This is a genomic window from Pseudomonas sp. GW821-FHT04D07, from assembly GCF_059420225.1.
Map to the genome: position 1 here is coordinate 1 of NZ_JBWKTH010000004.1, position 19374 is coordinate 19374.

General features: G+C 62.8%; 13 protein-coding genes. 6 read left to right on the forward strand and 7 right to left on the reverse strand.

Annotated elements, in window-relative coordinates; translation table 11 throughout:
- The first annotated feature begins 1549 nt into the window (after nt 1–1549).
- Nucleotides 1550–2254: a methyl-accepting chemotaxis protein gene (locus AC07T0_RS07465; protein WP_495000786.1), complete on the forward strand. Its 705-nt coding sequence runs from the start codon at nt 1550–1552 to the stop codon at nt 2252–2254.
- A gap of 152 nt (nt 2255–2406) precedes the next feature.
- Here AC07T0_RS07465 and AC07T0_RS07470 read toward each other — a convergent pair whose 3' ends face one another.
- Both AC07T0_RS07470 and cra read right to left on the reverse strand, forming a co-directional pair.
- Complete coding sequence (locus AC07T0_RS07470; RefSeq protein ID WP_495000558.1) at nt 2407–3198, reverse strand: TatD family hydrolase; 792 nt, start codon at nt 3196–3198, stop codon at nt 2407–2409.
- A gap of 2 nt (nt 3199–3200) precedes the next feature.
- Nucleotides 3201–4196: a catabolite repressor/activator gene (gene cra, locus AC07T0_RS07475; protein WP_495000559.1), complete on the reverse strand. Its 996-nt coding sequence runs from the start codon at nt 4194–4196 to the stop codon at nt 3201–3203.
- A 391-nt stretch (nt 4197–4587) separates the two neighbouring features.
- Here cra and ptsP point away from each other — a divergent pair, with 391 nt between their 5' ends.
- The 3 genes from ptsP to AC07T0_RS07490 are packed head-to-tail and all read left to right on the forward strand — an operon-like array spanning nt 4588 to nt 10156.
- On the forward strand, nt 4588–7449 hold the full coding sequence (ptsP, locus tag AC07T0_RS07480; RefSeq protein WP_495000560.1) for a phosphoenolpyruvate--protein phosphotransferase: 2862 nt from the start codon (nt 4588–4590) through the stop codon (nt 7447–7449).
- A complete protein-coding gene (pfkB, locus tag AC07T0_RS07485) occupies nt 7449–8390 on the forward strand; it encodes a 1-phosphofructokinase (RefSeq protein ID WP_495000561.1) in 942 nt (313 codons plus the stop codon). Before ptsP ends, pfkB begins: the two co-directional genes overlap by 1 nt.
- Before the next feature lie 11 nt (nt 8391–8401).
- Entirely contained in the window at nt 8402–10156 is a 1755-nt protein-coding gene (locus AC07T0_RS07490) for a PTS fructose-like transporter subunit IIB (protein WP_495000562.1), read from the forward strand.
- A 159-nt stretch (nt 10157–10315) separates the two neighbouring features.
- On the opposite strand, the gene AC07T0_RS07495 is transcribed toward AC07T0_RS07490, so the two are convergent.
- Together AC07T0_RS07495 and AC07T0_RS07500 are read right to left on the reverse strand one after the other, a co-directional pair.
- A complete protein-coding gene (locus AC07T0_RS07495; RefSeq protein WP_495000563.1) occupies nt 10316–12847 on the reverse strand; it encodes a PepSY domain-containing protein in 2532 nt (843 codons plus the stop codon).
- 167 nt (nt 12848–13014) lie between these two features.
- Entirely contained in the window at nt 13015–15291 is a 2277-nt protein-coding gene (locus AC07T0_RS07500) for a TonB-dependent receptor (RefSeq protein WP_495000564.1), read from the reverse strand.
- 213 nt (nt 15292–15504) lie between these two features.
- Between AC07T0_RS07500 and AC07T0_RS07505 the strand changes: the two genes are divergently transcribed.
- Entirely contained in the window at nt 15505–16185 is a 681-nt protein-coding gene (locus AC07T0_RS07505) for a Fe2+-dependent dioxygenase (RefSeq protein WP_495000565.1), read from the forward strand.
- Nucleotides 16186–16188: 3 nt separating this feature from the next.
- Entirely contained in the window at nt 16189–16977 is a 789-nt protein-coding gene (locus tag AC07T0_RS07510) for a tetratricopeptide repeat protein (RefSeq protein ID WP_495000566.1), read from the forward strand.
- Nucleotides 16978–16981: 4 nt separating this feature from the next.
- Here AC07T0_RS07510 and AC07T0_RS07515 read toward each other — a convergent pair whose 3' ends face one another.
- The 3 genes from AC07T0_RS07515 to AC07T0_RS07525 form a co-directional block, all read right to left on the reverse strand.
- Entirely contained in the window at nt 16982–17389 is a 408-nt protein-coding gene (locus AC07T0_RS07515) for a type II toxin-antitoxin system HicB family antitoxin (protein WP_495000567.1), read from the reverse strand.
- Nucleotides 17358–17582: a type II toxin-antitoxin system HicA family toxin gene (locus AC07T0_RS07520; RefSeq protein ID WP_495000568.1), complete on the reverse strand. Its 225-nt coding sequence runs from the start codon at nt 17580–17582 to the stop codon at nt 17358–17360. The genes AC07T0_RS07515 and AC07T0_RS07520 overlap by 32 nt, the downstream gene beginning before the upstream one ends.
- Nucleotides 17583–17761: 179 nt before the next feature.
- Entirely contained in the window at nt 17762–18925 is a 1164-nt protein-coding gene (locus AC07T0_RS07525) for a type III PLP-dependent enzyme (protein WP_495000569.1), read from the reverse strand.
- Nucleotides 18926–19374 lie beyond the last annotated feature (449 nt).

Genomic DNA, 19374 nt, shown 5'->3' on the forward strand with positions numbered 1-19374 from the left:
CTTGTCGGTCATGAAAAACTCCTCGATAGATGCATTTTCCACCTATCGGGGTGTCCGGGGAAATTAAACCACCACACTGTGGTCAGGCCGCCGTACGCAGCGCCATTAACCTTAAGTTACAAAACTCCCGTTCAAATTAAGTTATACAAGCAGTAGCTGCGGATACTGGCTTTGTGCCTTGCCGTGCCTGTCACTATAAAAATAATAGAAAGGGAGCGTTCCAGTGAAGAGCTTGCTATATCCCGCCGTGGCCCTGATGAACCGCTTGAGCTTCGGGATGAAGTTCAGCCTGATCAGCGTGCTGTTCTTCGTGCCGATGCTGGTGACCAACTTCTACCTGGTGCGCGATTCCTATCGCGAATTCTCCGGCACCCAGATCGAGCTGAAAAGCCTCGACCTGCTGGGCAGCAGTCTGATTCTGCGACGTGACCTGGAAACCCTGAACAACCAGGTGCAGATCAACGCCGTCCTCGGTCAATCCGGCAAGGCGGGGGACCTGGAAGGCAAGATCCACACCTTGGAGCAGAGCGTCCTGGCCCGCCTGCAAGGCCTGGCAGCAGTGACGATCGATCCGGAACAGATCGACGCCTTCAACGCCAAGCGCGATGAAATGATCAGCGCCTTCAAGGCCCAGCAGGCCGAAACCTCCTTGCAAAGCAAAAGCGCACTGATTACCAAGCTGTTGGCCAAGGCGCAGATTTTCAGCCAGATCATCGCCAGCCAGTCGGGGCTTAGCCGCGATAACCAGAGCGATCTGCGGCAGTTGAGCGAACTGGTGACCAGCGTTACACCACAAGTGACCCAGATCCTCGGCGAAGGCCGCTCCATTGGCGCCTATTCCCTGGGCCAGGGTTTTCTCAATTCGGCGTCGAGTACGCGCTTCGACGAGCTGTTGCTGCAGATCGAGAAGGTACAGGCTGAATATGCCCTGAAGCTCCAGGATGCCTTGGGTACCAGTAGAAATGCCCACGCCGCCCTGGACACACAAGCCGCCGCCAGCAAGGCGTCGTTGAAAAAAGCCAGCGAGCTGTTCGAAGAGCAGGTGGTCATGGCTGAAACCCTCGACGCACCTTGGCCGGCTTTCTACGATCAGGTCAGCGCCCTGATGGCGCAAACCTACCAGCTCAATGACGCGACCCTGGCCTATCTCGGCCAGGAGCTTGAGCAGCGCCTGGGGCAAAATCGCCTGCACATGCTGTCACTGGTGGTCGCGCTGGCGGCAGTGTTCTTCTCCATCGTCTACCTGTACGGCGGTTTTTATGCCTCGACCCGGACCACTTTGCGGCGTCTGGGGGAAATGATGAACAAGGTGGCGGCGGGTGACATGACGGTCAATTTCGTCGCCCATAGCCGCGATGAGTTAGGTGAGCTGGGGGATGTCTTCAACGGCACAGTGGCGAAGATCCATGATCTGATCGAGCGGGTCGGGCAGACCGTCAGTGAGGTCGAGCGCCAGGCCGGGCAGGTCGAGTCGGTGTCGGCCCGCAGCAATCTGGCGGTGGCCGGTCAGCGCAGCCAGATCGAGCAGGTGGCCACCGCGATGAACCAGATGTCCGCCACCGCCCAGGAGGTGGCTCGTAGCGCCGCGGCCGCGGTGAACAGCGCCCACAGTGTCAACGGCGAAACCCTCAGCGGTCGCGGCCTGGTCGAGTCGCAACAGAACAGTATCGTGCAGTTGGCCGGTGAGATCGATCAGTCGGTGCAGGTGATCAATCAACTGGCCACTGACAGCCAGTCCATCAGTCGGGTGCTGGAGGTGATCAAGAGCATCGCCGAGCAGACCAACCTGCTGGCCCTCAACGCGGCCATCGAGGCGGCCCGGGCTGGCGAGCAGGGGCGGGGCTTCGCGGTGGTGGCTGACGAAGTGCGCACCCTGGCCAAGCGCACGCAGCAGTCGACCGGGGAAATCGAGCAGATGATCAGCCGGCTCCACGGCGGTGTGGGGGCGGCGGTGAAAGCCATGGGTATCAGCCATGGAATGGCGAACAGCACGGTGAGCCAATCGGAAAAGGTCCAGCAGGCGCTGGAAAATATCCTCGGCGCGGTGGGCATGATCGTCGATCAGAACCAGCAAATCGCCGCCGCCGTCGAGCAGCAAACCGCCGTGGCCCATGATATCGACCAGAATATCGTCGAGATCAACCGCGCGGGCGAGCGTACGGCTGAAGGCGCTCATCAGACCGAAAGTGCCAGTCGCCTGCTCTCTGTGCAGGTGGTGGAGCTCAAGCAATTGATCGGCGCGTTCAGGGTCTGAAGCGGGCCATTCAGTTAAGGCCGAACACGGTCCCTGTAGGCGCTGGCTTGCCGGCGACAAGGCCTTTAAGTCTTGCGGCGCCGATCCGGACGCCATCGCCCGCAAGCCAGCTCCTACAATGATCGCGTTGATCCTGGAGGGCTAACCGCTGCTCAGGCCGCCTTTGCCGGCCAGTTGAAGAGCGCACAGGCATTGACGGTGCTGGCGTTCGCCAGGGTTTCTGGACTAACCCCCATCAACCCGGCCAGCGCGGCACAAATCGCTGGCAGGTGCTCGGGGCTGTTGCGCTGGCCGGCGAATATCACCGGCGCCATGTCCGGTGAATCGGTTTCCAGTACCACGCTGTCCAGCGACAGGTCGGCGATGACCTTGCTCAGGCGCAAGGCCTGCGGCCAGGTGCCGGCACCGCCCAGGCCCAGCTTGAAGCCCAGCTTGAGGTATTCCCGGGCTTCCTCGCGACTGCCGGCAAAGGCGTGGATGATGCCACCGCGAGCCGGGCGAAAGCGCTTGAGGGTGGCAATGGTCGCCGCGTGGCTTCTGCGCACATGCAGCAGCGCGGGCAGGGCGAAGTCCACCGCCAGTTGCAACTGGGCTTCGAACAGCGCTTGCTGGCGTTCACGATCCAACTGTGGCAAAAAATAATCCAGGCCAAACTCGCCCACCGCGCACAGCTGCGGATGGCCCGCGCAGCGCGCTAGCCAGTCACCGAGTTCGTTGAGATCCGCCGGGCGGTGCTCGTCCAGGTACACCGGATGCAAACCGAACGCGGCATGCAGGCGCGAGTCGCTTTGCACCAGGTCCCAGACCCGCTGCCAGTTCGCTTGATAGACTCCCAACACGACCATCCGGCCCACGCCCAGGGCACGGCTGCGTTCGAGGACCTCGCCACGATCGGCATCGAAATCGGCAAAGTCGAGGTGGGTGTGGGTGTCGATCAACTCCACTGTCAGACCTCGTGGATGCGCTGCTTGAAGGTCCGGGCGATGGCCTGGACGCCAGGTTGGTAGTTCTTTTCCTCGATGGCGGCCAGGGCCAGTTCCAGGGCCTTATCGGCAATCAACTGATGCTGCTGGGCCATGGCGTTGACCGGCAAGGGCAGGAAATCCAGCAGTTGGGTATCGCCGAAGGTCCCCAGACGCAGCGGTTGCGGCTTGAGCGGGTGATCGTGCAGGGCATCGAAGACGCCTTGTAGCAGAACGTAGGAGGTGGTGACCAGGGCATCTGGCAGATGGCCGAGGCGCTTGACCAGATCGTCCATCAACCGACGCCCGCACTCGCGGCTGAAAGCTTCGCCATGCTCGATCAGCACTTCACCCTTGAAGCCCTTCAAGGCCTCCTGGAATCCGGCGGCGCGCTGACGGCTGATGCTCAACTCGGAGCGGGCACCAATCAGGGCGATATGCCGCGGCAAGGGCTGCAGCAGGCTGCGGGTCAATTGCAGGCTGGCCTGATGGTCGTCACTGACCACCGAGCAGAAGTGCGCCGGTTCCATTTCCCGGTCGATGGCAATCACTGGTGTGCCGCGTGCCTGCAGCAGGTGATAGCTGTCGTCATCAGCCGGCAGGCAACTGGCGACGAACAGCGCATCGCAGCGCCGCGCGCGGAACAGTTGCAGCAGTTGTCGCTCGCTGTCGGGGGCGTCGTCGGAACTGGCAATCAGCAACTGATAGCCGCGGGCGCGGGCGCCTTGCTCGAGCAGCTTGGCGATGCGCGCGTAACTGGGGTTTTCCAGGTCCGGCAGAATGAAACCCAGGGTTCGCGTATTGCGACTGCGTAGCCCGGCCGCCTGCGGGTTGGGCGTGAAGCCATGCTGCTCGACCACTGCCCGCACCCGCTCGACGGTGCTGCTGCTGATACGCTGTTGCTCGGCCTTGCCATTGATCACGTAGCTGGCGGTGGTGACGGACACACCGGCCAACTGGGCGATATCACTGAGTTTCAAACGGGGAGTTCCTTATTTTGCTGCAGCGTTCATGTCTGCATTTTCGCTGATCGTATCCTATTCCAGCAGCCGACTGTGTGGGCGCGGAGCTTGCCGGCGAAGAGGCCCGTGAGCCCGGCAAAAGATTCGCTGACAAACGCCGTGTGCCCATTCCTGCATTTACCAGGGGATGATCGAGCGCTAGCTGACAGGTTGGGCTTCAACACGGAACAATAATCGAGTAACGTAACGAACACTCTAGATTAAACGTTTCAGCAAGCGTATTTTTTGGACATTCGGCCTGTGTCACGGTCCTGCCGAAAGACCGTTGCACATTGTTCAGGCCATCCGCCTAAGCTGATTCATTCAAAACAATACCTAGCGCCCCTATGGCGCTGAATAGGAGAAAGGCATGCTCGAGCTTACCGTTGAGCAGATTTCCATGGGCCAGTCGGCCGTGGACAAGTCTGCGGCCCTGCAACTGCTCGCCAACCGACTGGTGGCTGACGGCCTGGTGGCCGAGGGTTACCTGGCGGGCTTGCAGGCCCGTGAGGCCCAGGGCTCGACCTTTCTCGGCCAAGGTATTGCGATTCCCCACGGCACGCCGGAAACCCGCGACCTGGTGTTCGCCACCGGCGTGCGCCTGTTGCAGTTTCCCGATGGTGTGGACTGGGGCGACGGCCAGATCGTCTACCTGGCCATTGGTATCGCGGCGCGTTCCGACGAGCACTTGCGCTTGTTGCAACTGCTGACCCGGGCCCTTGGCGAAACCGATCTGGGCCAGGCCCTGCGGCGTGCCAGTTCCGCCGAAGCGCTGCTGAAGCTGTTGCAGGGCGCGCCGCAGGAACTGGCGCTGGATGCCCAGATGATCGGCCTGGGCGTGGCCGCCGACGATTTCGAAGAATTGGTCTGGCGCGGTGCGCGGTTGTTGCGCCAGGCCGATTGCGTCAGCAACGGTTTTGCCGCCGTGTTGCAGCAGGTCGAAGCCTTGCCCCTGGGGGACGGCCTGTGGTGGTTGCACAGTGAACAGACGGTCAAGCGTCCGGGCCTGGCCTTTGTCACCCCGAACAAACCGATGCGCTACCTCGGCCAGCCCCTGAGCGGCCTGTTCTGCCTGGCCAGTCTCGGCGCAGCACACCAGGCTCTGCTCGAGCGCCTGTGTGCGTTGCTGATCGAAGGCCGAGGTCATGAGCTCGGTCGCGCCACCAGCAGCCGCGCGGTGCTCGAAGTCCTCGGCGGTGAGTTACCGGCCGATTGGCCGAGCGCGCGGATTGCCCTGGCCAATGCCCATGGCTTGCACGCCCGGCCGGCGAAAGTCCTGGCACAACTGGCGAAGAATTTCGAAGGTGATATCCGCGTGCGCATCGTCGATGGCGCCGCTAGCTCCGTGTCGGTGAAAAGCCTGAGCAAGCTGCTCAGCCTCGGCGCCCGGCGTGCCCAGGTGCTGGAATTTATTGCTGAACCAAGCATTGCCGCCGATGCCTTGCCCGCGCTTCTGGCGGCAGTGGCGGAAGGCCTGGGTGAGGAAATCGAGCCATTGCCGGTGGTCAGTGTCGCGTCCCTGGCCGCGGAGGAAGTGCTCGTGCCGCTGCTGGCGCCGAGTGCTGGCAGCCAGCTCCAGGCCATCGCCGCCGCACCGGGGATCGCCATCGGCCCGGCGCATGTCCAGGTGCTGGCGCAGTTCGATTACCCGTTGCGCGGCGAGTCCGCGCTGGTTGAGCGTCAGCGCCTGCAACAGGCCCTGGACCTGGTGCGCCAGGATATCGAAGGTCTGATCCAGCGCAGCAAGGCCAAGGCCATCCGGGAAATTTTCATTACCCACCAGGAAATGCTCGACGACCCGGAACTGAGCGACGACGTCGAAGCCCGGCTCAAGCAGGGCGAAAGCGCCGAGGCCGGCTGGATGACGGTGATCGAGGCGGCGGCCCGTCAGCAGGAGGCCTTGCAGGATGCCTTGTTGGCCGAGCGCGCGGCGGATCTGCGGGATGTTGGCCGGCGCGTGCTGGCGCAATTGTGCGGCATCGAAACCCTGGCCGAGCCCGACCAGCCTTATGTGCTGGTGATGGATGAAGTCGGGCCATCGGACGTGGCGCGGCTGGACCCGGCGCGGGTCGCCGGGATTCTCACGGCCCGCGGCGGGGCCACGGCCCACAGTGCGATCGTGGCCCGGGCCCTGGGCATTCCGGCCCTGGTCGGTGCCGGCGCGGCGGTGCTGCTGCTGGCGCCTGGCACGTCGTTGCTGATCGATGGGCAGCGGGGTCGCCTGCATGTGTCGCCGGATGAGGCGACCCTGCAGCGCGCCTTGCAGGAACGTGACACCCGCGAACAACGCCTGCGGCTGGCCTCGGAGCAGCGCCACGAACTGGCGCTGACCCGCGATGGCCATGCGGTTGAGGTGTTCGCCAATATCGGCGAAAGCGCGGGCGTCGCCAGCGCGGTGGAGCAGGGTGCCGAAGGCATCGGCCTGCTGCGTACCGAACTGATTTTCATGGCCCATTCGCAGGCGCCGGACGAGGCGACCCAGGAAGCCGAATACCGTCGCGTGCTCGATGGCCTGGCGGGGCGTCCGCTGGTGGTGCGGACCCTTGATGTGGGCGGCGATAAACCGCTGCCGTATTGGCCGATCGCCAAGGAGGAGAATCCCTTCCTCGGTGTGCGCGGTATTCGCCTGACCCTGCAACGTCCACAGATCATGGAAGGGCAGTTGCGCGCCTTGCTCCGCGCCGCCGACAACCGGCCGTTGCGGATCATGTTCCCGATGGTCGGTAGTGTCGCCGAGTGGCGCCAGGCCCGGGACATGACCGAACGCCTGCGGCTGGAAATCCCGGTGGCCGACCTGCAACTGGGGATCATGATCGAGGTGCCGTCGGCGGCGTTGCTGGCGCCGGTGCTGGCCAAGGAAGTGGACTTCTTCAGTGTCGGCACCAACGACCTGACCCAGTACACCCTGGCCATCGACCGCGGTCACCCGACCCTCTCGGCCCAGGCCGATGGCCTGCACCCGGCGGTGCTGCAACTGATCGATATCACCGTGCGCGCCGCCCATGCCCATGGCAAATGGGTCGGCGTGTGCGGCGAGCTGGCGGCGGACCCCTTGGCGGTGCCGGTGCTGGTCGGGCTGGGGGTGGATGAATTGAGCGTCTCGGCGCGCAGCATTCCCGAGGTTAAGGCCCGGGTCCGTGAACTGAGCCTGCCCCAGGCCCAAGCGCTGGCCCAGGCCGCCCTCGCGGTGGGCAGCGGCGATGAAGTCCGTGCGCTGGTGGAGGCTTTGTAATGGCGCGGATTCTGACCCTGACCCTGAACCCGGCGTTGGACCTGACCGTGCAGTTGGCGCGGCTGGAGCCCGGCCAGGTCAATCGCAGCGAAGCGATGCAGACCCACGCCGCCGGCAAAGGGGTGAACGTCGCCCAAGTGCTGGCGGACCTGGGCCATCAACTGACCGTGGGCGGTTTTCTCGGCGACTGCAACCCGCAAGCGTTCGAAGCCCTGATGGCGCGTCGCGGCTTTGTCGATGCCTTTATCCGGGTGCCGGGGGAAACCCGCAGCAATATCAAGCTGGCCGAGCATGACGGACGGATCACCGATCTCAATGGCCCAGGCCCCCTGGTCAGTGAACAGGCGCGACAAGCCCTGTTGGACAAACTCGACCTGATCGCACCGGGTCACGACGCCGTGGTGGTGGCCGGCAGCTTGCCGCAAGGGGTGAGCCCCGAGTGGTTGCAGGCATTGTTGCTGCGTTTGAAGAACCTCGGTCTGAAAGTCGCTTTGGACACCAGCGGCGCGGCATTGCGTGCCGGTCTCGCGGCGACGCCCTGGCTGATCAAGCCCAATGGCGAGGAACTCGCCGAGGCCTTGCGGATCCCAGCGACCTCGCTACAAAGCCAGGTTGAAATCGCCGCACGGCTGCATACCCAGGGGATCGAACACGTGGTGATTTCCCAGGGTGCCGAGGGGGTGAACTGGTTTTCCAGCGCACCGGCGTTGCAGGCCGTACCGCCGAAAGTGAAAGTCGCCAGCACGGTCGGTGCCGGTGACTCTCTGCTGGCCGGCATGTTGCACGGTCTGCTCAGCGGTCACGCCGCCGAGCAGACCCTGCGCACTGCCACCGCGATTGCCGCCCAGGCGGTGACCCAGATCGGTTTCGGTATCAGCGACAAGGCGCAGTTGGCGCAGCTTGAAAGCGGCGTCCGCGTGCACGCCCTGACAGAACAATAAGAGGGATAGTGATGAAATTAGCCATTGTTACCGCCTGCCCGAACGGCATGGTTACCAGTGTGCTGTGTGCCCGTCTGCTCGATGCAGCGGCCCAGCGCCAGGGTTGGAGCACCAGCGTCGAAGTCCACGACAGCCAGCACCCGGAGCGCCAATTGTCGGCGGCGACGGTGGAGGCCGCCGAATGGGTACTGCTGGTCAGCAGCGTGCCGGTGGAGATGTCGCGGTTTATCGGCAAGCGGGTTTTTCAAAGCACCCCGGCCCAGGCCTTGCAGGATGTCGAGGCGGTGTTGCGGCGCGGTGCCGAAGAAGCGCGGGTATTGGTCGCGCCCGAGGTTGTGCCTGACGCGGTAACCGAACCGGTGGCAGCTGCCAAGCGCGCACCACGGCTGGTGGCGGTAACCGCCTGCCCGACCGGGGTGGCCCACACCTTCATGGCCGCCGAAGCCTTGCAGCAGTCGGCCAAGCGTCTGGGTTATGACCTGCAGGTGGAAACCCAGGGTTCCGTCGGCGCCCGTAACCCACTGAGCGCGACGGCGATTGCCGAGGCCGATGTGGTGCTGCTGGCGGCGGATATCGAAGTCGCCACCGAGCGTTTCGCCGGCAAGAAAATCTATCGTTGCGGTACCGGCATCGCCTTGAAGCAACCGGACGCGACCCTCAACAAGGCCCTGGCCGAAGGTCAGCCAGAACAGGCCGCGACGGGCAACGTCGGGGCTCCGGCCAAGCAGGAAAAAACCGGTGTCTACAAGCACCTGCTCACCGGTGTTTCGTTCATGTTGCCGATGGTGGTGGCGGGCGGCCTGATGATCGCCTTGTCGTTCGTCTTCGGCATCACCGCCTTCAAGGAGCCCGGCACGTTGGCGGCGGCCTTGATGCAGATCGGTGGCGAAAGCGCGTTCAAGTTGATGGTGCCGTTGCTGGCCGGCTATATCGCCTACTCGATTGCCGACCGTCCGGGCCTGGCGCCGGGGATGATCGGCGGCCTGCTGGCGAGCACCCTGGGCGCGGGTTTTATCGGCGGCATCGTCGCCGGTTTTCTCGCCGGCTACAGTGCCAAGGCGATCAATCGTTATGCGCGGCTGCCCAGCAGTCTTGAGGCATTGAAGCCGATCCTGATCATTCCGCTGCTGGCGAGCCTGTTTACCGGTCTGGTGATGATCTACGTGGTGGGCAAGCCGGTGGCCGGGATGCTCGAAGGGCTGACCCATTTCCTCGACAGCATGGGCACCACCAACGCCATTTTGCTCGGGGTGCTGCTGGGCGGGATGATGTGCGTCGACCTTGGTGGGCCGATCAACAAGGCGGCCTATGCGTTCTCGGTCGGCTTGCTGGCATCGCAGAGTTATGCACCGATGGCGGCGACCATGGCGGCGGGCATGGTGCCACCGATCGGCCTGGGGATTGCCACGCTGATTGCGCGACACAAATTCGCCCAGAGTGAGCGCGAGGCGGGCAAGGCGGCATTGGTGCTGGGGCTGTGCTTTATCTCCGAGGGGGCGATTCCGTTTGCCGCCAAGGACCCGTTGCGGGTGATTCCAGCGAGCATCGCCGGCGGCGCGCTGGCCGGCGCCTTGTCGATGTATTTCGGCTGCAAGCTGATGGCGCCCCACGGCGGGTTGTTCGTGATGCTGATCCCGAATGCGATCAACCATACGTTGCCGTACCTGCTGGCGATTATCGCCGGCAGCCTGCTGACGGCGCTGGCCTATGCGCTGCTCAAGCGGCCGGAAGTGGTTGAGTTGACGGTGGAGCCGGCGCGGGCCTGATTGCGTTCGGCTTCGGATGCGGCAGCGGCAGTTGCTCCGCCATTGCCAGCAAGCTGGCTCCTACAGGTTATTGCGTCGTATATGGCTATCTGACTCGACGCGGACACTGTAGGCGCTGGCTTGCCGGCGATGAACGATAACGCGGTGTCTCGCCGGGCCTCAGTACACATCGCGCCGATACCGCCCTTGCTCTATCAGTTGCTCGACAGCCTCGGCCCCGAGCAATTCCACCAGCACCTGATCGACACCCGTCGCCATCCCCTGCAAGCTGCCGCAGATATAGATCGCCGCCCCACCCGCCAGCCATTGGCGCAGTTCAGCCGCTGCTTCACGCAGGCGATCCTGGACGTAGATCTTTTCCTGCTGGTCGCGGGAAAACGCCAGGTCGAGGCGCGCCAGGTCACCGCTGGCCAGCCAATCTTTCAACTCTTGCGCGCAGTGGAAATCGTGGGCGATATTGCGTTCGCCGAACAACAGCCAGTTGTCCCGCTGGCCATCGGCGATGCGCGCCTTGAGCAAGCTGCGCAATCCCGCCAGGCCCGTACCGTTGCCCAGCAGAATCAGCGGACACGGCACCGTCGGCAGATGGAAGCCGCTGTTGCGCCGCACCCGCAGGCTGATGCTGGAACCTGGCGCCGCGTGCTCGGTCAACCACCCGGAGCCCAGGCCCAGGCTGCCATCGGCATGGCGTTCCTGGCGCACGAGCAACTCCAGTTGCCCATCGCTTTCAAGGGAGGCGATGGAGTACTCACGCGGGCTCAGTGGGATCAGCGCATCCACCAGCGCCTGGGCATGCAGGCCGAGCAGATGGATCCGGTTCTCCGGTAACTGGCGTCCGCCCAGGGCCTGGGCGAGGTTCTCCCGCAGTCCGTCGAGTTGCACCGGGCTATTGGCCTCAAGCCCGAGTCCGGCGAGGAAGCGTTCCACCGCCTGGGCACTCTGGCGGGGGAGGATTTCCACCAGGTCGCCAGCTTGCCATGGGATCGCTGTCGCGGTTGTCAGGCCCAGCAGGTAGACCGCCGAACCGGTGCTGCCCGGATTGAGCAGGTCGCGCTGGCGCAAGCTCCAGTTGGCGAAACCCGGTGCCTGCCAGGCTACCGGAGGCGCGCCGCCGGTCAGTTGGTTGAGTTGCTGTTGCCAGTAACGCAGGGCATAGGGATCGCCGTTGTCGACTTCGATCGGGGTGAACAGGGGATTGCCGCCGCGCGCTTCCAGCCACTGATGCAGACGTCGGGCGAAACCACAGAAGTGCGGGTACTGCCGGTCGCCGAGGGCCAGTACCGAATAGTTCAAGGTGTCGAGGGGCAGCGGCTGGCCGAGCACCTTGCGCTCGAATCCGCGGGCGCTGTCCGGCGCTTCGCCGTCGCCGAAGGTGCTGACAACGAACAACGCATGCGGCGATTCGCGCAGGTCCCGTGCATTGATGTCGGCCAGCGGACTGACCCGCACCGGCACGCCAGCGGCCTGCAACTGACTGGCGCTCTGCCAGGCCAGTTGTTCGGCGAAACCGCTCTGGCTGGCGAAACCGATCAGCCAGGCTGGCGTATCGCCGTGTTGCGGTTCCAGCTCCAGGCGGGCCTGCCGTACCTGGCGTTTCTTGCGCCGCCGATCGAGGTACAGCAGCCAGCCAGTGACGAAGAACAGCGGCATGCTCAGGCTCGACAGGGTCAGCAGGACTCGCCCGCTGATCCCGAAGTAGCTGCCGACGTGCAGCGCGTAAACGCTGGTCAGCAATTGCGCCTTGAGGCTTTGCTCGGCGTAGCGCAACTGGTCGCGGATAACACCCGTGGCCGGGTCCAGGTTGATCTGGTTGAGGGCGCGCTCATGGGGGGAATCCTTGAGCAGGTAGTAGACCGTTGCCGGTTGACCGGCCACCGCCGGCATGCGGATGTTGTAGGCGCTGAGCTCGGGCCCCGCGGCCCGTTGGAGACTGGCCCAGATGGCATCGTAGTCGGCGTTCGGTGCCGGGCCGCTGGGGGGCGGCTTGTGTTGTCCAGCCCCACGATGCTGTATCGGTGAGTCGGCCAGCAGTTTGTTCAAGCCGTTGTTGTACCACTCGTAGGACCAGAACAGGCCGGTCAGCGCCGACAGCAGGTAGAGCAGCAGACACCAGGTACCGGCGACCGCGTGCAGGTTCCAGTTGAAGGCGCGACCTTTTTTCGCCCAGTCGAAGGTCAGCCAGACCCGCCAATTGAGGGCTTGGCGCGGCCAGCGCAAATAGAGTCCGGAGAGGCAGAAGAACACCAGCATCAGGGTGCACGCGCCAGTGATCTGCCGGCCGGTATCGCCCAGGGCGAGAAAACGGTGCAGTTGCAGCATCAGAGCGAAGAAGTCCTGGCCTTGCGCCTCGCCCTGGTAGTCCCCGGTGTAAGGGTCGAAGTAGCGCATCTGCCCACGGCGTTCACCCGGCGGGGGGCTGAAGGCGACCCGCGCGGCGTGGTCGCCATGGGGGGAAACCCAAAGCATGGCAACGCTCTTGCCCTCGCGAGCCTCGAGCTTGCGCACCAGTTCGGCCGGGGGCAGGGCTTCGCCATGGGCCGGCACTTCGAGTTGCAGGACACTGGGATTGAACAGGCGCAACAGCTCGTCCTGGAAGGACAGCGTGGCCCCGGTGATCCCCATGAAGGCCAGCACCAGACCGGCGCTGATGCCGAACAGCCAATGCAGTTGGAACAGTGTTTTCTTCAACACGGCGACCGCCTTGCTCTCTCGAAGTGATTCTTCCGGCGCGCATTATGCCGTGTGTTTGTGAGAATGCGACGAATTCATATTCGCGGTATTTTTCTCGTGTAACAAGGCAGACAAAAGCCCCACTCACAGGCATGAGCGGGGCTGAGGGCACTGTCGCTGCCCAGGCTTTAAAAGTGGAAGCTGGTGGTGAGCAAGGCAGTCCGCCCCGGCGCCTGGTTGGCGAAGTGGGCGGCATAGGCCTTGTCGTAATAGGTCTCGTTGGTCAGGTTCTGAACGTTCAACTGCAGGTCGATGTTCTTCGTCAGCTTGTAGCTGGCCATGGCGTCGTAACGGGTGTAGGCCGGTACATAGACGGTATTGGCCGCGTCGCCGTAGACCTCATCGACGTAAAAGGCACCGCCCCCGACGGTCAGCTTCGGCAGCACTTCATAGGTTGTCCACAGACTGAAGCTGTTCTTCGGCGTGTTCGGCATCTGGTTGCCGCTGGCCTGTGCGGCCCCGGCCGTGATCGCCCCACTGCGCCCGGTCAGGCCAGCGTCCACCAGCTCGCTCTTGAGATAGCTGTAGCCGGCGAACAGCTGCCATTTGTCGGTGATCTTGCCGCTGGCCGACAGCTCCAGGCCATCGACCCGGGACGTGCCGGCATTTTCGTAGATGTTTTGGGCGACCAGGATCCGGGTGTTTTCCTTCTCGGTGCGGAAGATCGCAGCGGTCAGGGACAGGCGGTCGTGGAACACATCCCACTTGGTGCCCAGCTCGTAGTTGGTGGTGGTTTCCGGTTCCAGATCGCTTTGCAGCGTACTGTTGCCGGCGGTCAGCGGGTTGCCGTCGCTGCCCTGGCCGAGCATCGCACCGGGTGGCGTGGCGGACGTGGCGTAGGACACATAGACGCTGCCGTTCTCGAGCGGTTTCCACACCAGGCCGCTCTGCCAGTTCCAGAAGTGACTGTCGTTGCTGGTCTTGCCGGTGGTGGTGTTGTCGGCCTTGGTATTGAAGGCGTCATACCGCAGGCCGACGTTGAGCAGCCATTTCGGATCGAGTTCGAGGGTGTCGAAGACATAGGCCGCCCGGGTGTCGCCAGTGGTCTGGGTGCCCGCGTAGTTGCGGGTAATGGCGCCGGTCCAGGGGTCGTTTGGGTTGGGATTGCTCAGCGAGGTGCAACTTGGCGTCGTGCCCGGGTTGCAGACTTGTGCGGTATTGCCGGCGACGTTGTAGCTGCTGGTGCGACTTTCCTCACGGCTGAACTCGACACCCGTCGAGTAGGTGTTTTTCAGGCCCAGCAGGTGGAAGTTGCCGAACAGATCCGTCTGGTTGGTGGTGGTTTCGGTGTTCGACACCAGGGTGTTGGCGCGGCGCCAGACCGTCCCGTACTTGTTGACGTTGTTCTTGCTATCGTCCGGTTGCGTCAGGATGTAGTCCTGGCCGGTGTTGCCATGGCGCAAGGTGTTCTTGAGGGTCATCGCATCGCTGAGGTCGTGCTCGAAGGCAAAGGTGCTGATGTCGCTGCGGGTTTTACGGAAGTCGCGGTCTTTCAGGCCGTAGAAGTTGTCGCTGTCGCCGCCGTCGGTCGGTTTGTCGTGAACGTGAGCCGTGGCGGTTGGCGAGCTGAAACCGTAGGGAATGCCCGAGTCCGGCAGGTCGTTGCTTTGCATATGGTAGTAGCTGAGGTTGACGCGGGTATCGCTGCCCAGGCCGAAGCTCAACGAGGGGGCGACGCCCCAGCGGTCGTAGTTGACCGCGTCGCGACCGGCAACGTTCTGCTCGTGGCTCATCAGGTTCAGGCGAAACGCGGCGTTGTCGAGGAACTGGCGGTTGACATCCAGGGTATAGCGGCGAGTCTGGTCGGAACCGTAAGTGAAGCCGCCATTGGTGAAGTCCTGCTGCTTGGGCAATTTGCTGACCAGGTTCAGGCTGCCACCGGCCGAGCCGCGGCCGCCGAAGGACGAGTTCGGGCCCTTGCTGACTTCTATGGATTCGACGTCGAAAATTTCCCGCGATTGCGCGCCGGTGTCGCGTACGCCGTCGACATAGGTGTCGCCCTGGGCGTCGAAGCCCCGAATGAACGGTCGATCGCCTTGCGGGTTACCCCCTTCACCGGCACCAAAGGTGATCCCGGGGACGGTGCGCAACGCATCTTGCAAGGACGTGGCGGCGGTGTCCTTGAGCACCTGTTGCGGGACGACGGTCACCGAGCGCGGGGTGTCGGTCAAGGGCGCGGTGTACTTTTGCGAGGAGGCTTTTTCCACTTGGTAGGACGTCGACTCCTGGGCTTCTGCGGTCACGCTCGTGGCGTCCAGCGCAATGCTGTTGCGTGGGTGCTTGCCGTCAGTGTCCTCGGCCGCTTGCACCATCTGTGTGGCGGCGGTGGCGGTCATGGCCACCCCCATCGCCGAAGCGAGCAGACGTGGTGAACTGACTGGAAGATGTGGCTGTTGGCGTGACATGTGGCATTCCCTCCCCAAGGTTTCGAGGCGGCGGAATATAGGGTAAACGAGTATTTGTATCAACTGCGATAAATTATTATTCGCAATAAATCACGTTCCTTGCACTTTCCCTTTACGGTTTTGACGTTCTGCTGCGCGCGGCGGCGGATAAGGGTTTTACAGTGGCAATAAGAATCAATACCATTGGCGCTCATTCGTTTTCAGGTATCGACCATGCTGTTGCACATTCCCGGCTTGTTCTCCCGTGAAGAGCTGCTGCGCATACGCCAGGCCCTGGAGCAGGCCGATTGGGCTGACGGCAAGGTGACGGCCGGCTATCAGTCGGCCAAGGCCAAGCACAACCTGCAACTGCCCGAAGGCCATCCGCTGGCGCAGGAAATCGGCGCGGCGATGCTGGAGCGGTTGTGGAAAAATCCGCAATTCATGTCGGCGGCGTTACCGCATAAGGTGTTTCCACCGTTGCTGAACTGTTACACGGCCGGTGGCAGTTTCGATTTCCATATCGATAACGCCGTGCGCCAGCCCAAGGGCCACTCGGAGCGGGTCCGCACCGACCTGTCTTCCACGCTGTTTTTCAGCGATCCGGATGAATACGAGGGCGGCGAACTGGAGATCCAGGACACCTTCGGCAGCCGTCAGGTCAAGTTGCCCGCCGGCGACCTGCTGCTCTATCCGGGCACCAGCTTGCACAAGGTCAATGCCGTGACTCGCGGTTCCCGCTATGCCGCGTTCTTCTGGACCCAGAGCCTGGTGCGTGAAGACAGCCAGCGCAGCTTGCTGTTTGAAATGGATGGGGCGATCCAGAGCCTGACCCGCGATGTCCCCGAGCATCCGGCGCTGATCCAGCTCACCGGGACCTATCACAACCTGTTGCGGCGTTGGGTCGAGGTCTAGGGCATGGGCTTTCATCTGCGTCGGGAGGAACTGCTCGACGGTGACTCACTCAAGGCGATGCTTGAAGAGAATCCGGCCCGGGCGGCCCAGGCGGTGTTGTTGGCGGCCGCCCAGGGCGTCCTCGAAGCCCAGGCGCTGCTGGGGCAGATCCTGCTGGACGGGCAGGGCATCGAGCAGGACCCGGCGCTGGCCTTGCGCTGGTTCCGGATCGCGGCGAACGGCGGCCACTTGATGGCGCGCAATATGCTCGGACGTTGCCTTGAACAGGGCTGGGGTTGTGCGCCCGACGCCCGGGCGGCGGCACAGGAATACCGTCTGGCGGCCGAAGGCGGCTTGGACTGGGGCTTGTACAACTATGCCAATCTGCTGGCGACCGGGCGTGGAGTCGTCGAGGATCAGGTTGCGGCGCTGGCCTGCTACCGGCGTGCCGCTGGACGGGGGCATGCCAAATCGATGAACCTGCTGGGGCGCTATCTGGAGGACGGACGTTTCTGTCCGGTCGATCTCGTGGCGGCCTGCGAATGGTATCGGCGGTCGGCCGAGGGCGGCGACTTTCGCGGACAGTTCAGTTATGCCGCGGTGCTGGCGGACCTGGGGCAGATCGACCAGGCGCTGGACTGGTTGCGCCAGGCATGGGTGGGAGGCAACCTGAAATTCCTCCGGGTCGCTCGCCAGGCCCTGCTGGCGGTGGCGCATCCCGAGATCCGCGCGCTGGCGCTGGACTACCACCAGCGAGCGGCGCTGCTGGGCGATGAAACCGATGCTGCAGCATTGCAGGCGCTGGTGGGGTGAAGGCTCAGACGCCCTGCAACACGCGCAAGGCCGCGCTGGCCAGGAAGCCGGAACGGCTCTTCTGCTCGGGATGATTGCGCACGTAAGCGTCGATACGGCTCAACAGGTAACCCGGCAAGGTGATATTGAGTTTTTCCGACTTGCCCAGGTACTGGGTGATATCGATGCTCACCAGGGCCCAGATGCAGCCCGCGTAGTCTGGATTTTTTGCGTGCTGGGTCACGGTGCCCGCGCGAGGGATGGGGGCGTCGTCCTCGGCGAGAATTTCCAGATGCCCTTCGATGGCTTCACGGGCCATGGCCAGGGCGTCGTCCAGGTCCTCGCCCGCCGAGAAGCAGCCCGGAATATCCGGAACCTCTACGCCCCAGGCGTGCTGCTCATCACCGGGTTGAATCGCAATGGGGAAAAGCATGATGGTCTCCTGCTTGCAACTGTGCTTGTTTCAGGATGCTGGTGACTGTCTTGGTCAGTAGGTCCTTCTTCGGATGGGGGATGGTCACCAGCCCTGGTTTGTACAGGTGCTTGAAGTGGTGGTGACTGCCCTTGATCATGACCAGATACCAACCGTCCGCTTCGATAAGCCTGATCAGCTGTCGGCTATTCAAGACGACGTTCCTTGTCGATGGGTTTGGTGGTTACTGTACCCACCAAATTCCACAGAGCAACCGTACACCGCTTCGAAAGGTTTTGCAGCATGTGAAATAGAAAAGGCCCGTGAGGGTTCACGGGCCTTTCGGGAGCAACGCGCGGTGTCTGCAAGGCCGCCTTTCAGCGGCCCGGCGTCTTACACGTAGAAGGACTTCAACGGCGGGAAGCCATTGAATTCCACGGCGCTGTAACTGGTGGTGTAGGCACCGGTGGACAGCCAGTACAGGCGGTCGCCGATAGCCAGGTTCAGTGGCAGGCCGTACTTGTAGTTTTCGTACATGATATCGGCGCTGTCGCAGGTAGGACCGGCGATGACCACTTCTTCCATCTCGCCTTTCTTCTCAGTCCAGATCGGGAACTTGATGGCTTCGTCCATGGTTTCGATCAGACCGGAGAATTTACCCACGTCGGTGTACACCCAGCGCTCGACGGCGGTACGCGATTTCCGCGCGACCAACACCACTTCACTGACCAGGATCCCGGCGTTGGCGATCAACGAACGACCTGGTTCGAGGATGATTTCCGGCAGGTCGTCGCCGAAGTCTTCCTTGAGGAAACGGATGATTTCTTCAGCATAGGTTTCCAGGCTGTTGGTGCGGGTGATGTAGTTGGCCGGGAAGCCACCGCCCATGTTGATCAGCTTGAGATTGATACCGTCTTCTTCCTTCAGGCGCTCGAAGATCACCTTGACCTTGGCGATCGCCGCGTCCCAGACGCTGATATCGCGCTGTTGCGAACCGACGTGGAAGGACACGCCATAAGGCACCAGGCCCAGGTCGCGGGCGAGGATCAGCAGGTCCATGGCCATGTCGGTCTGGCAGCCGAACTTGCGCGACAACGGCCAGTCGGCGGTGGTCGAGCCTTCGGTGAGGATCCGCACGTAGATCTTGGAGCCCGGCGCGGCCTTGGCGATATTGCGCAGGTCGGCTTCGGAGTCGGTGGAGTACAGGCGCACGCCCTTCTCGTAGAAGTAGCGGATGTCCTTGGATTTCTTGATGGTGTTGCCGTAGCTGATACGGTCGGCGCTGACGCCCTGGCCCAGGACCTTGTCCAGTTCGTAGATCGAGGCGATGTCGAAGCTGGAGCCTTTTTTGTTCAGCAGGTCGATGATCTCGACGGCCGGGTTGGCCTTGACCGCGTAATAGACCTTGGCGAATTCGAAACCGGCGCGCAGGTCATCGTAGGCCTGGCTGATCATCGCGGTGTCGATCACCACGAACGGGGTTTCTTGTTTGTCGGCGAACGCCTTCATTTTGTCAAAAGTGGCGCGCGCGAAATAGTCTTCGACCTGAATCGACATGCTGGGAACTCCTACTGGCAAACTAGATTGATCAATGGGTGCAAATGAACGTCCTCCGTATCCCCACTTTGGTTCGCCTACTTCCCAAGGCATGTCGCCGAAAGCAAAAAGGCCATGGGAACAACCGCTTCCCTTGGCCTTGCTGTCTCGTCGTCAGTACTTGAGCCGGATGGATCGTTTCCAGCATGGACGTTCGGCGCGAACTTTAGGACTTGAGGGGCTTGAGATCAACTAAAAATGTCGCGTTTTTGCACGCACCCGTCGCGTGGTCCGGATCAGTCACCTATTTAACCGACCCGGATGACAGTCTGATGTTCCCCGAGAAGAGCGATCTGGGAGATTTTGTGCCAATCCCAAAGTGGGGCATTGGCTGGGAGCGGAGCTTGCCCGCGAAGCTTTTGGCGGCCTCAAGGGCCTCATCGCTGGCAAGCCAGGCTCCTACAGGGTTG

Coding starts and splice junctions, on each gene's coding strand:
- AC07T0_RS07525 (WP_495000569.1), bottom strand. CDS start 18,925: ATGTCGATTCAGGTCGAAGACTATTTCGCGCGCGCCACTTTTGACAAA.
- ptsP (WP_495000560.1), top strand. CDS start 4,588: ATGCTCGAGCTTACCGTTGAGCAGATTTCCATGGGCCAGTCGGCCGTG.
- AC07T0_RS07505 (WP_495000565.1), top strand. CDS start 15,505: ATGCTGTTGCACATTCCCGGCTTGTTCTCCCGTGAAGAGCTGCTGCGC.
- AC07T0_RS07510 (WP_495000566.1), top strand. CDS start 16,189: ATGGGCTTTCATCTGCGTCGGGAGGAACTGCTCGACGGTGACTCACTC.
- AC07T0_RS07515 (WP_495000567.1), bottom strand. CDS start 17,389: ATGCTTTTCCCCATTGCGATTCAACCCGGTGATGAGCAGCACGCCTGG.
- AC07T0_RS07500 (WP_495000564.1), bottom strand. CDS start 15,291: ATGTCACGCCAACAGCCACATCTTCCAGTCAGTTCACCACGTCTGCTC.
- pfkB (WP_495000561.1), top strand. CDS start 7,449: ATGGCGCGGATTCTGACCCTGACCCTGAACCCGGCGTTGGACCTGACC.
- AC07T0_RS07465 (WP_495000786.1), top strand. CDS start 1,550: ATGTCCGCCACCGCCCAGGAGGTGGCTCGTAGCGCCGCGGCCGCGGTG.
- AC07T0_RS07490 (WP_495000562.1), top strand. CDS start 8,402: ATGAAATTAGCCATTGTTACCGCCTGCCCGAACGGCATGGTTACCAGT.